Below are 12,522 nucleotides of genomic sequence, written 5' to 3'. Positions count from 1 at the left end.
CTTACTTTGTTCAGTTTTCAAAGGTCTACTTTGTCGCCTTGCAGCAACTTTTATATCTTATCAAATCGAGAAGCGCTTGTCAACTCTTTTAATAAAATTTTGAAAAGTTTTTTCTGCCTGCAATTTGTTGTTCTTGTTTCATAACAACTGTTTCAGTTTACCAACATTTTTGTTATTTGTCAACAACTTTTTTATTGGTCGGACAACTTTTTTCTTCCTTCCCACTGTTATTCTATCCAGTGCTTCAAAAGAGGTTGTCCTGTCTTGCGACAAGTAATAATATATCAAGTTTCTTCGCTCAGGTCAATCAAAATATGTCATTTTTTACAACTTTTTTTCAATTCCGATCAATTCCCAATACAATTGACTTTTCATTCGTTTTTATAGTGTTTTCATAGTCAGCTATCTTCAATTTTAGTAATGTATTTAAAATTTCTGTAATATGGAGCACTTTTTATCTCTTTCCTGATTTTTTTGTTAAAATAGTATTTGATGATATTAATGATATGGAGGGCATGTATATGAAAATTTTAGTAGCAGATGATGACAAAGAGATTGTTGAGCTTTTAAGTATTTATATCCATAATGAAGGCTATGAGGTTGTTAAAGCCTACGATGGAAAGGAAGCTCTATCTAAAATCAGAACTGTTCCTGATATTGATTTATTGATTTTGGATATTATGATGCCAATTATGGATGGTATGCAGGTGGTTAAGGAACTTCGAAAAGAGTCCCAGGTTCCGATTATTATGCTTACAGCTAAAACAACAGATATGGATAAAATTAAAGGGCTGGTTGCCGGCGCGGATGATTATGTCACAAAACCATTTAATCCATTAGAAGTAATGGCTCGTGTGAAATCCATCTTACGCAGAAGTCAGATGCAGGTAAAAGTTGATGAGCCGGATATCTTAGAGGTTGGTTCATTGATTATTAACAAGGACTCCCATCAAGTGAAAACAATTGATGATAAAGAAATTCAATTAACTGCTTTGGAGTTCGGTATTCTTTATCTCTTGGCAAGTCATCCGAATCGTGTTTTTAATGCAGATGAAATTTTTGAACGTGTATGGCAGCAGGAAAGTGTTGTTTCTGCAAAAACAGTAATGGTTCACGTCAGCCATCTGCGGGATAAGATTGAGGAAGCAACCGGCGGCGAAAAAGTGATTCAAACTGTTTGGGGCGTGGGGTATAAAATTGATGCCCGCTAGACAACAAAAGAAAGTTGAGAAACAAAAAAGAATCCCTCTAACTTCCAAGGAAATCAGTGAACTTTTGGCAGAAGGTATTCTGACAGTCATTCTTTTGCTTCTATTAAATGTAGCAATTCTTGTACTCATTTATCAGTTTGTTCAAAGCTCACCTACTTTAAGCAACATTATCTTCGGGACAAAAGGTGTTTTGGCTGACTACCTAGATACAGATGTCTTTTGGAGCTGGAGCAAGTTTGTAATTCCTTTCTTTCTTATTATAGATGCTTCCGTTTTATATTGGCGTCTGATTCGCCGCTACCGACAAATGCAGCTGCGTCACATTATCAGTGAACTCCATTATATTGCAGACGGCAATTATGATCATCGGATTTCTTTCGAATTGGGTGGAAATTTAGCTAAAGTAATTGCAAGTATCAATGGTTTGGTTGACAGTACAGTTGCAGCGATTGAAGATGAGCGCCGAATAGAAAAATCCAAGGATGAATTGATTACAAACGTCAGTCATGATATTCGAACTCCTTTAACTTCTATTATAGGTTACTTAGGATTAATCGAAGACAGACAGTTTCATTCAGAAGAAGAGATTCTGAAATATACACATATTGCTTATGTAAAAGCGAAACAAATGAAATTATTGGTAGATGATCTTTTTGAATACACAAAAGTGCGTCAGCCTTCCGTTCCTTTAAATGCTATCACATTTGATATGGCCCAGCTGCTCGAACAGCTGGCAGTGGATTTTGAACTGGAAGCACATAAAAAAGGGATGGAAATTCTGGTAGAAACAAATCCTGCATCTATTCGAATGGAAGGAGATACCGAAAAGCTCGTCCGTGTCTTCAATAATCTATTGTCCAATGCCTTAAAATATGGGCAGGGTGGTAATCAGATTCTGATGGAAGCAAATAAAGTCGGGACTGAGGTTGTGGTTGCCGTACGTAACAATGGACCAAAAATCCCACAAAAATCGCTTGATCAATTATTTGATCGTTTCTATCGGGTGGAAGAATCCCGTTCTCAGGAAACTGGAGGAACTGGTTTGGGACTGGCTATTGCTCAAAGTATTGTTGCTTTACATGGCGGATATATCTATGCTACTTCAGATGCTCAATGGCTTTCTTTTATTATTCATCTACCTCTTCAAAGTAATACAACTGCTGCTGAGGCTTGATTCATGACAAAAGCATAAAGAAATATTTTTCAGAAACTGTAGATAGGTTTCTAAAATACATGGTCATTGATCAAAAAATTTGCAATTGATGCGTAATAACCATGTATTTTTTGACTAGCTATTTGCTGTTAATAAAAGTGAATGGGAAATAACTGAGAATTGTTGGATTTAGAAAATTAATGATATGTTTTTCACTATTATTTTCTTCATCCTTTTGTCTTGGGCGCAGCTGATTCTTTTTGAATTTACCCCAAATTTTAGAAACTAATACAGAAAAGCATTGAACTAACAGTATTTCGAAGTGTAGTTCATTTGTTTAGAAAACAGCTTCTGTAACTACTGATATAATAGGGTTTTTAGTGGAGAATAGGTAAATTCAAACTGATTCTTCCATTGACATCTTAATCGAAATTCTGTATGCTAAATGAAAGCTTAGAGAACAAGTATTTGTAGCTCTGAATTCCAGAGAGTCTGTGTTGCTGAAAGCAGATATTCATCTATAAAGAATCCATCTCTACTTATGCATCTGACGAAATAAGTCAGATCGGTCACAGCCGTTATCTATTTAATCAAGGGCAGCCGAAGGGTTGAACTTGGGTGGCAACGCGAAATCACAGTCATTTCGTCCCAAGATTTTTTCTGGGATGGAGTGACTTTTTTATTATTTATTTTTAGGAGGAAAAAATATGTTAGATGTAAAAATGATTCGTCAAAATTTTGATGATATTCAAAAAAAATTGACAACACGCGGAGTAAAAGAGGAAGTACTTGTTGAGTTTCTGCGTCTTGACAAAAGCCGCAGAGCATTATTGACCAAAGTGGAAGAATTGAAAAAATATCGGAATGATGTTTCTGCCGAAATTGCTCAGTTAAAGCGCAATAAAGATGATGCTTCTGCAAAAATTACTGAAATGAAAAACGTTGGCGGAGAAATCAAGGCGCTTGATACAGAGATTGCTTCTGTGGACGAACAGCTGCAGACAATCGCAGCTGCTTTACCTAATCTGCCTCATTCTTCTGTTCCGATCGGTGCCGGTGAAGAAGAAAACGTTGAAGTCCGCAAATGGAGTGAGCCTAAAACATTTGATTTTGAACCCAAGCCTCATTGGGAAATTGCAGAAAATCTAGATATTCTTGATTTCGAACGTGGTGCTAAAGTTGCCGGAAGCCGCTTCGTTTACTATAAAGGTCTCGGAGCACGTTTAGAAAGAGCATTGTATAACTTCATGCTTGATCTCCATGTTTATGATCATGGTTATACAGAAATTATTCCGCCATATATCGTTAACAGCAATTCAATGTACGGTACTGGTCAATTTCCTAAATTCAGAGAAGATGGTTTTCAATTGGAAGATACTGATTTCACTTTGATTCCTACTGCTGAAGTTCCGTTAACGAACTATTATAATAATGAAATTTTAAGCGGCAGCGAATTGCCGGTTTACTTCACGGCTTTAAGTCCTTCTTTCCGTTCAGAAGCAGGAAGTGCAGGTCGCGACACACGAGGCTTAATTCGCCTTCATCAGTTCAATAAAGTTGAAATGGTTAAATTCAGCAAGCCTGAAAATTCTTATGATGAATTGGAAAAAATGACTGCTAATGCTGAAGAAATTCTGCAAAAATTGAATTTACCTTATCGCGTTATCACACTTTCCACAGGAGACATGGGTTTCTCCGCTGCAAAAACATATGATTTAGAAGTATGGATTCCTGCTCAGGATGCATACAGAGAAATCAGCTCTTGTTCAAATTGCGAGGATTTCCAGGCACGCAGAGCGATGATCCGCTACCGCAATGAAGATGAAAAAATTAATTACGTTCACACTCTAAACGGATCAGGCTTGGCTGTCGGACGATCTGTTGCTGCGATTTTGGAAAACTATCAAAATGAAGATGGCTCTGTCACCGTTCCTGAAGTGCTTGTTCCTTATATGGGCGGAGTTACAGTAATTAAATAATTTTCAACGGGGGGAGCAGGCACTTGTCACTATTCTGCGTTGCATATTGTCTGACTCCTCTTTTGTATGGTTGCACACTTAAATTTCGGAGAAAGTCCATTTATCCGATCTATTTTTTAACTTTTTTGCGAAAAGACAGCAACAATTTTAGAGCTGAATGGTACCTTTTAATTAATATAACCCTTTATTTACACCGAAGACTTATAAGCTCATAGGATATTTAGCAAAGACTCCTATTTATGGCTCTAATAAAGCCGATCATTTGTATATACAAACCAATTAAACACCAATTTTTAGTTAGGACTGACTCTATGGAACCAGAAAGTCAAAAAGCTGAAACAAGAAAAGAGATTCAAAAGAGCTCGGAACAGCGGCAAACAAAAAGAAACCTACTATTTTTCAGTCTTTTTTTGCTGACAGCCTTTCTCCCACTGATCACCGGACATTTTTATTTGACAAAAAAGCAGACCAGGGTTCAAACTGATAAATCAATTGAGCAGCAGCAAGAGCCAGATGAGAAAATCGTTGAAATAATAGCTGCCGAACAGCAAAAGCTGGGAAATCAAGAAGTCAAAAGAACGGTTATCAATAAACAGCGGCAACATATCCTATTTCTTCCCGATCTACCTTTGAAAAAAGAGCTGGAAAAGCAGCTGCAGCAACTACTGACAGATGCTGAAACACAACTTAGCGAAGACCAATCAGCAAAAGTAATTGGTTATACTGAATCAGCTATCTTGGGAAAGACAGTTATTTATACACCGGTTGTTGATTTATACTACAAAAATGAGGAGTTATGGGAGATTCAGCCGTTATTACGGGGGGAAAATACATATGTAAGCAAAGATACTTTGGAGCTGCCTACCCTAACCGAGCTGTTTCATAATCAAAATAACTTCAGGGCAATCCAACCGATTATCAGACAGAAACTTTTGGATACGATGACAGCAGATGAAGTCTCTCAACAGATCGATAAAATAATAGACTTTCCAAATAGTACAATGGAGCAGAAAATACTTGATTATACACCAAATCAGTTCACTTTCTCATTACCTGAAAATGAACTCAATATTAAGCAACTCTCATTGGACTTTACAGAAATTATACCTTTTGTTGATCAGGAGTTTGTTGATTCTCAACTCATTCGTGATCATGCAGGGACTAGCTTGGATTCGAATAAAAAATATATTGCCTTGACGTTTGACGATGGGCCGAACCCCTTAACTACACCAAAACTTCTAGATATTTTAAGAGAAAAAAATGTTAAAACGACTTTCTTTATGCTTGGCGAAAATGCAGCTAAGCATCCGGAAATCGTTAGACGAGCTGTTGCAGAAGGACATGATGTTGCCAGTCACAGCTATTCTCATCCCAAATTGACAGCAATAGAACCTAAAAGTATTAAAGAAGAGGTCCACGCAACAGATAAAGTTCTTTTCGAGATCACAGGAAAACTTCCAACAACCTTTCGCCCTCCTTATGGAGCAGTGGACAGCCAGGCGGCTGAAATCATTGACCGACCGATTATTCAGTGGTCAGTGGATTCGGAAGACTGGAAAAGTAAAAATTCAAAAAAAATTATCAAGCGTGTACAAGAGACCAGCAATAACTACTCAATTATTCTAATGCATGATATCTATTCTGAAACAGTTGAAGCAGTCCCGAAAATTATTGATGATTTACGGGCTGAAGGCTATGAAATTATCTCCCCTGATGAATTATTAGGCAACAAACTTGAGCCATTACATCTTTATTATGGAAATAAAACTATCCCTGTCTCTCCATAACGGATTCAGTTCACAGCTGCTTTCAGTATCCGATAAAACGATTGAGCCTTAATCAAGTAGTAGAAAACACTCAAAAACTGCAAAAAAAGACCGATGTTGTGAATCGACCTCCAAAAGTTAGATTTTTGGTCTAACTTTTGGGGTCACTGCATTCACATTGGTCTTTTTTCAGTTATTTTTTTATTGTTCGACAGAATAGTTTGGCGCTTCTTTCGTAATTTGAACATCATGAGGATGAGATTCTTTCAGACCATTTCCGCTCATTTGAACAAACTGAGCTTCTTCACGCAGCTGCTGCAAATTAGCTGCCCCTACATACCCCATTCCAGATTTTAAACCGCCGATCATTTGGAAGATAATATCAGCGATGCTTCCTTTGTAAGCAACCCGGCCTTCAATTCCTTCTGGAACCAGCTTGTTTGCCTCATTTACACTACCTTGGAAATAACGATCGCTTGAGCCCTTTTCCATAGCACCAAGAGAACCCATACCGCGATAGGTTTTAAAGCGGCGTCCCTGGTAGATTTCAAATTCACCTGGAGACTCATCCGTTCCAGCAAGCATACTTCCAAGCATTGCTGCATGTCCGCCGGCAGCCAACGCTTTGACAATATCTCCTGAATATTTAATTCCGCCATCTGCAATAATTGATTTGCCGTATTCGCGGGCAACAGATGCTGCATCATAAATTGCTGTTAACTGAGGAACTCCAACACCGGCAACCACTCGAGTTGTGCAGATTGAACCGGGACCGATTCCCACTTTTACCACATCAACACCAACGTCATACAATGCACGGGCACCTTCACCAGTTGCGATGTTTCCAGCAATCAAGGTCGCATCAGGGAAAGTATCTCGAATTTCTTTAATTTTACGGATAACACCGGCACTATGACCATGAGCAGTATCAATAACGATTGCATCAGCTCCAGCTTCAAGTAATGCTTCCGCCCGTTCAAATGTATCGCTTGTCACACCTACTGCTGCTGCCACCAGCAAACGGCCGTGCTCATCTTTGGCAGCATTTGGAAATTCAATAACTTTTTCAATATCTTTGATTGTGATTAATCCGCTTAAACGACCTGCTTCATCAACAATCGGCAATTTTTCAATTTTATGCTGCTGCAAAATTTTCTCAGCATCTTTTAGAGAAGTACCAACTGGGGCTGTCACCAAATTATCTTTGGTCATCACTTCATCGATCTTCATTTGATAGTCTGTAACAAAACGCATATCACGGTTTGTAATGATCCCTACTAATTTACGATTTTCCATCGTTTCAACAATCGGCACACCGCTGATTCGATACTTGCTCATCAAATTCTCTGCCTCTGCAACAAGGTTTGATGGTGTTAAAAAAAATGGGTCTAGAATAACACCGCTCTCTGAACGTTTTACTTTACGGACTTCATCCGCCTGCTGTGCAACACTCATATTCTTGTGGATTACGCCCAATCCGCCTTGACGTGCCATTGCAATCGCCATTTTGCTGTCTGTTACAGTGTCCATACTTGCACTAATCAGCGGGATATTTAATTTAAGATTTTTTGCCAATTGAATACTCATATCCACATCATTTGGCAACACATGGCTTTCTGCCGGAATCAATAAAACATCATCAAATGTAAGACCTTTTTTCGCAAATTTCGTTTCCCAGTTAGACATTGCCTGAATCACTCCTCAATTTAATTTTATTTATGAAAATAACAGATTCCAGAAGATAAGTCAACCGGATTTTCTGATTTCTGAAATATTCCATCAATTTTTTTATAACATTAGTTATTTCTCATTTTATTATCAGCATTTTAAAAGAAAAGAACGTTCACCTTATCTGATTTGTCTGCTCTCTCTTATCATAGAATAAAAAAATAAGATTCAGACACCTGTTGTTCACGTTTGTCTTAAATCTTATTTTATCCGTACTATCTTGCCAAACTGCTCTGCATGTTGTATTTCTTTTTCAGGAAATAACGTGCTGCCAGCACTGCCGCACCAATCACTATCATAACGACTGGATCCAGTACCGGATTAATAACGGCAGGCAGCAAAGCTGAACCCGAAAATGTGACAATCCAAAGAAACATAGCCCCAACCATAATGGCACCGGACTTTAAAAATCCGGGGCGCTGTGATTTATCGGCACCCGGGCGGTCGTACTGATACACATATTTATACATTAAATAAAGTGCATAGCCTCCAACTGCTGAACCGATAAGCAAAGTTACCAGCCCAATCTGCTGTCTTTCGGTTTTAAACAACAAACTTGTGACAGACATCATCAAAGCCAGCGCACCCATCAACAGCATTGCATTGTCTATCCACATCAAAAGAGGTGTGGACTCCTTTTTCTCTACCGGTTTATTTAAAATGGCTTCTGTCCGTTCTGAAACAGTGCCAAAAAGCTGACGTGCTGTTCTACCGCTCTTCTGTTCTTCCACCATTAACGGCAGAATTTCATGTAAGGCTAAAGTTTGTTCCTGTTCCGAAAGATTGGCCGCTTTAATTGACTTTTTCAAATCAAAAATATATTGCTCGTTTCTTTTTGTTAATTTTTTTTCCAACTCACGATTTTCAGCAACAATTTCCTGCAGTTTTTCTGGTTCCATTTTACTGTATCCCCCTAATCAATCCGCTATCGCAAAACAAACCTTATCTATGTGGTATTTTATCATAAATTTATCGAAGAAAAACCGTTTTCTTCAAAAAACATTAGACATTGAAACGGAAGAGCATAACATCTCCATCCTTAACGATGTAATCTTTCCCTTCCAGACGAACTTTCCCTGCTTCTTTAGCCGCCTGCATATTTCCATAAGTGCTGAGATCCTCAAAAGAAACTGTTTCCGCACGAATAAAGCCGCGTTCAAAATCGGTATGAATAATACCTGCTGCCTGTGGTGCTTTAATTCCTTTTCGGAATGTCCAGGCACGAACTTCCTGCTCACCCGCTGTGAAATAGGTTGCCAATCCCAACAGATCATATGCCGCACGAATCAGCTGATCCAAGCCTGATTCCTCTATTCCCAATGCTTCTAAAAACTCTGCTTTATCCTCTTCATCCAACTCGGCTATTTCTTCTTCTGCCCGAGCGCAGACAACAATTACCTCAGCATTTTCTTCTGCCGCAAAATTACGGACCTGCTGAACATATTTGTTGTTTTCAGAATCAGCTACTTCATCTTCCGAAACATTCGCTACATATAAAATTGGCTTAGCTGTCAACAGGAACAAACTTTTCACCAGTTTCTTTTCTTCATCATCAAAATCAATTGTTCTTGCTGAAAGTCCTTCCTCTAAAGCAGGCTTGATTTTATCTAAGACTGCCAGTTCAGCAACTGCCTCTTTATCTTTCGTCTTGGCAATCTTTGCCACGCGCGCATAGCGTTTGTTAATTGAATCCAGATCAGCCAGAACCAGCTCCAGATTAATCGTATCAATGTCTGCCAGCGGATCAACTCTGCCTTCCACATGGGTAATATTTTCGTCATCGAAACAGCGGACTACATGACAAATCGCATCCACCTGACGAATATGGCTTAAAAACTGATTGCCCAGTCCTTCTCCTTTGCTCGCACCTTTCACAATTCCGGCAATATCCGTAAACTCAAAGGTGGTTGGAACAGTCTTCTTGGGTTTAACCAGCTCTGTTAAGCGCTGTAGTCTGTCATCAGGTACCTCAACCATTCCCACATTAGGATCAATTGTTGCAAACGGATAATTTGCCGCTTCAGCCCCTGCTTTTGTGATTGCGTTAAAAAGAGTAGATTTCCCTACATTGGGCAAACCTACGATTCCAGCTGTCAATGCCATTTTTTTCACTCTTCCTTTATCAATTTATACTGTACAACAAAGTTTTCACTTTTTCCTCTTGTTAACTGTATGGGTTCTTCCTTTGCTGCTAGTGTATCGACCAATTTAAAACTAAGTTATGCTTCTAATCCAAAAAACACGCAGCCAGCACAAGAGCAACCCCTATATTTGTAGCTGTTTATTCTTGTCATTGAAGCATACAAGTTAACATTTTCTATCATTGAACATCATTTATAGACGATCTTTTAGTGTAATTTATAATTTGGTCAGAGCACTAGGATACTTTCTTTTCCAGTACTTTTTTCATTTTTTTCTCAAAATCCCGGCGAGTCATCATAACGATATGCTGACAATTCAAACATCTGATTTTTATATCAGCACCCATTCGAATAATTTCCCATCGATTGGTTTGACAGGCATGAGGCTTCTTCATTTCTACAACATCACCTAAATCATACATTTCGTCGTTTCCTCCTCAGTTTTCTCTGCGCCAAATATAGATCTTTGCGCTCAGATAAAATAAAAAAAGCAGATATTTCTACAATACCATTTTTTTCTCCAAGTAGCAAAAGCAATTTACTGTTTTGATGAAAGTTAACATTGTTCGTTTTGTTAATAATCCAACTGTTTTAATCGCAATAAAACTGAAGCTGGACCTACTCTCTTTATATAATACAGACGGATGATTTTCTTTCGAATCGCCTTTTCATTTTTATTAATTTTTTCACCTGCATCAATTAACAGACTAATCAGATACTCCAAAATGGTCAACATACCTCCACCACCAAGCTCCACTCCCATGATTTCAGTATCGGTTAACTGATTTTTTTTCAGCTCGTTTATTTCGGCAGCCAGCTCTCCTATAACCAAAATTTCATCCGTTTTTCTTTTTAATGCATCCAATAGGTCGTCTTTCGTTGCTACTTCTTTCAGCGTCTCATTTTTATTCATCAGTAAATTCCCTATTTTTTTCTGTTCAAGTGCAAAGCTGTATAAAGAAAGTGCATTTTCCAAAGATCCTTTATGAAAATCAGCCTGACCATTTCTCAGCTTACCGATCATTTGGCGGGAAATCCCGGTACCCATGGAAATTTGGTAACTGCTGACGGGTGAAGCTAACAATGCTTCAATAAGTGTGGTGTCCAGTTCCATATCTTCCCTCCATTCTTTTTTATTATATCGTAAAATGTAGATTACGTAAAACTTGTTTTACTATCCTAATAAATAGAAGATAGACTACAAGTCAGAAACATTTTCTAACTGTACTCTATCTTTCCAACAGCTCTATAAATTAAAACAAGACAAAGTGCTTAAAAATTCACCACATCATCCCTTTGATGTTTTAAGAAAATCCCTTCTTTTGAGTAAGCAATCAGTACCAGTCCAGAGTTCATTTCAACAAAAGCTGACTATCCGGCTACAAACAAAATAAATCCTATAATATCTAAAACAAGCAGGTATTGAATCTTCTTTCTGATAAAAGCTGTCTGTTCTGGTTGGCTTTCCATCATTTTGGGATGATTTCTACGGTGAAAAAAATAGAGTAACAGACCTTCCCCATGCTGTCCGCCTGCTCCGATCAAAGCCCAAATTTTTGGTTTTTCCAGTCCTCTGTCTTTGGCATCAATTAATAGCAAACGATAAATATTTATTGCTATGGCAAGCGAACAAAGTATGATGATCCCAACTCCAACAAAAACCTTCCATGATGTCTGCATCATAGTCTCCTCCTAAATCTTCCTGACAAAGTTATAAAACAGAATAGCGCCGTTTACAGCAATCAGTATAAACAGCAGAAATGCCAAACCTTTAACAGCTTCAAAGAAAAACATTAATATAATAAGCAGCAAATTCAACCCCATACCATAAAGTATTCTTCTATTACTCTTTACAGTATCTGTACTTTCCTTTAAAAATGAGGTCATTTTAGGATCTTCTTTCAACAGTGTATCAACAGATACATTATATAATTCACTTAAAAGCAGCACACTTATAATATCTGGATAACTATGACCATTTTCCCAACTCGAGATGGTCTGTCTAGATACATGAACAGATGCTGCTACCTGTTCCTGCGTTAATCTCAGTTCATTTCTTATCTCTCTTAACTTAACTCCAATCTCCATGACTGCCTCCGACTTTATTTTTTGTCTCTCCTCCTCCATTATACTGCTTAAACTGCTTTCATATTAAAGATTTCTTTCGTACTTCTGTGTTTAACAAAAATGCTTCTTCATATAAGATAATCATCCTGCAATAATCTTTTTTTTCTATCAAATACCTTTGACATCTCCTGTTTCCCTCGTCAAATCTGCTTGACAGCCCTTATACAGAAGCAATTTCCAGAATATCAGGAAAATTCACTCCAGTAATTAGAAGCCCCTTACTTGAGGAGGTTGTGACAATCTCCATGCGATGAATACCCGCAGGAGCACTTGCACGTCCTTAACTGCGACGAGTAACCGCAGGAGCAAAGCACTTCATGCGACGAGTAACCGCAGGAGCAAAAGTATTCTGGCTCAAGAACCAAGTAGGTATCATCTACTCTGACAAGTCAGCGGAATATACGAAAATTGTCAAGA

General features: G+C 38.1%; 11 protein-coding genes and 1 other annotated feature. Of the genes, 4 read left to right on the top strand and 7 right to left on the bottom strand.

From position 1 onward, the window contains the following. Positions 1-521: 521 nt before the first annotated feature. The 4 genes from LI951_RS04495 (at position 522) to LI951_RS04480 (ending at position 6,130) form a co-directional block, all read left to right on the top strand. On the top strand, positions 522-1,211 hold the full coding sequence (locus LI951_RS04495; RefSeq protein ID WP_202067315.1) for a response regulator transcription factor: 690 nt from the start codon (positions 522-524) through the stop codon (positions 1,209-1,211). Continuing rightward, the gene (locus LI951_RS04490; RefSeq protein ID WP_229441402.1) at positions 1,201-2,385 is read left to right on the top strand and encodes a sensor histidine kinase; all 1,185 of its coding nucleotides are present in this window, start codon (positions 1,201-1,203) and stop codon (positions 2,383-2,385) included. Before LI951_RS04495 ends, LI951_RS04490 begins: the two co-directional genes overlap by 11 nt. Positions 2,386-2,806: 421 nt before the next feature. Then, positions 2,807-3,018 (top strand) — a binding site (T-box leader). A 53-nt stretch (positions 3,019-3,071) separates the two neighbouring features. Beyond that, on the top strand, positions 3,072-4,343 hold the full coding sequence (gene serS / locus LI951_RS04485; RefSeq protein WP_202067313.1) for a serine--tRNA ligase: 1,272 nt from the start codon (positions 3,072-3,074) through the stop codon (positions 4,341-4,343). Between the two features lie 311 nt (positions 4,344-4,654). Then, complete coding sequence (locus LI951_RS04480; protein WP_229441401.1) at positions 4,655-6,130, top strand: polysaccharide deacetylase family protein; 1,476 nt, start codon at positions 4,655-4,657, stop codon at positions 6,128-6,130. A gap of 180 nt (positions 6,131-6,310) precedes the next feature. Here the strand turns inward: LI951_RS04480 and guaB are convergent, their stop codons facing one another. The 7 genes from guaB to LI951_RS04445 all read right to left on the bottom strand — a co-directional run bounded on the left by guaB (position 6,311) and on the right by LI951_RS04445 (position 12,066). Further along, entirely contained in the window at positions 6,311-7,795 is a 1,485-nt protein-coding gene (gene guaB / locus LI951_RS04475) for an IMP dehydrogenase (RefSeq protein ID WP_202067311.1), read from the bottom strand. A gap of 257 nt (positions 7,796-8,052) precedes the next feature. Next, positions 8,053-8,736 (bottom strand): DUF1129 domain-containing protein, encoded by a 684-nt coding sequence (locus tag LI951_RS04470; protein WP_202067310.1) that lies wholly within the window; start codon positions 8,734-8,736, stop codon positions 8,053-8,055. Between the two features lie 103 nt (positions 8,737-8,839). Beyond that, the gene (ychF, locus tag LI951_RS04465; RefSeq protein ID WP_202067309.1) at positions 8,840-9,940 is read right to left on the bottom strand and encodes a redox-regulated ATPase YchF; all 1,101 of its coding nucleotides are present in this window, start codon (positions 9,938-9,940) and stop codon (positions 8,840-8,842) included. A gap of 274 nt (positions 9,941-10,214) precedes the next feature. Beyond that, on the bottom strand, positions 10,215-10,400 hold the full coding sequence (locus LI951_RS04460) for a DUF951 domain-containing protein (RefSeq protein WP_202067308.1): 186 nt from the start codon (positions 10,398-10,400) through the stop codon (positions 10,215-10,217). A gap of 152 nt (positions 10,401-10,552) precedes the next feature. Then, complete coding sequence (locus LI951_RS04455) at positions 10,553-11,092, bottom strand: hypothetical protein (protein WP_229441400.1); 540 nt, start codon at positions 11,090-11,092, stop codon at positions 10,553-10,555. 257 nt (positions 11,093-11,349) lie between these two features. After that, complete coding sequence (locus tag LI951_RS04450; protein ID WP_229441399.1) at positions 11,350-11,661, bottom strand: hypothetical protein; 312 nt, start codon at positions 11,659-11,661, stop codon at positions 11,350-11,352. A gap of 9 nt (positions 11,662-11,670) precedes the next feature. Then, positions 11,671-12,066, bottom strand: a complete 396-nt coding sequence (locus LI951_RS04445) for a helix-turn-helix transcriptional regulator (RefSeq protein WP_229441398.1) — start codon at positions 12,064-12,066, stop codon at positions 11,671-11,673. Between the last annotated feature and the right edge of the window lie 456 nt (positions 12,067-12,522).

The sequence above is a fragment of the Enterococcus sp. BWT-B8 genome (assembly GCF_020567625.1).
Taxonomy (GTDB): domain Bacteria; phylum Bacillota; class Bacilli; order Lactobacillales; family Enterococcaceae; genus Enterococcus_L.
The sequence above is the reverse complement of the archived record's forward strand: the minus strand, read 5'-3'. Positions and strand labels throughout refer to the sequence as shown.

What these genes read in the sequence shown, in the direction of transcription:
- LI951_RS04455 (WP_229441400.1), bottom strand. Translation starts at nt 11,092, where the DNA reads ATGGAACTGGACACCACACTTATTGAAGCATTGTTAGCTTCACCCGTC.
- guaB (WP_202067311.1), bottom strand. Translation starts at nt 7,795, where the DNA reads ATGTCTAACTGGGAAACGAAATTTGCGAAAAAAGGTCTTACATTTGAT.
- LI951_RS04445 (WP_229441398.1), bottom strand. Translation starts at nt 12,066, where the DNA reads ATGGAGATTGGAGTTAAGTTAAGAGAGATAAGAAATGAACTGAGATTA.
- ychF (WP_202067309.1), bottom strand. Translation starts at nt 9,940, where the DNA reads ATGGCATTGACAGCTGGAATCGTAGGTTTGCCCAATGTAGGGAAATCT.
- LI951_RS04460 (WP_202067308.1), bottom strand. Translation starts at nt 10,400, where the DNA reads ATGTATGATTTAGGTGATGTTGTAGAAATGAAGAAGCCTCATGCCTGT.
- LI951_RS04490 (WP_229441402.1), top strand. Translation starts at nt 1,201, where the DNA reads ATGCCCGCTAGACAACAAAAGAAAGTTGAGAAACAAAAAAGAATCCCT.
- serS (WP_202067313.1), top strand. Translation starts at nt 3,072, where the DNA reads ATGTTAGATGTAAAAATGATTCGTCAAAATTTTGATGATATTCAAAAA.
- LI951_RS04450 (WP_229441399.1), bottom strand. Translation starts at nt 11,661, where the DNA reads ATGATGCAGACATCATGGAAGGTTTTTGTTGGAGTTGGGATCATCATA.
- LI951_RS04495 (WP_202067315.1), top strand. Translation starts at nt 522, where the DNA reads ATGAAAATTTTAGTAGCAGATGATGACAAAGAGATTGTTGAGCTTTTA.
- LI951_RS04480 (WP_229441401.1), top strand. Translation starts at nt 4,655, where the DNA reads ATGGAACCAGAAAGTCAAAAAGCTGAAACAAGAAAAGAGATTCAAAAG.
- LI951_RS04470 (WP_202067310.1), bottom strand. Translation starts at nt 8,736, where the DNA reads ATGGAACCAGAAAAACTGCAGGAAATTGTTGCTGAAAATCGTGAGTTG.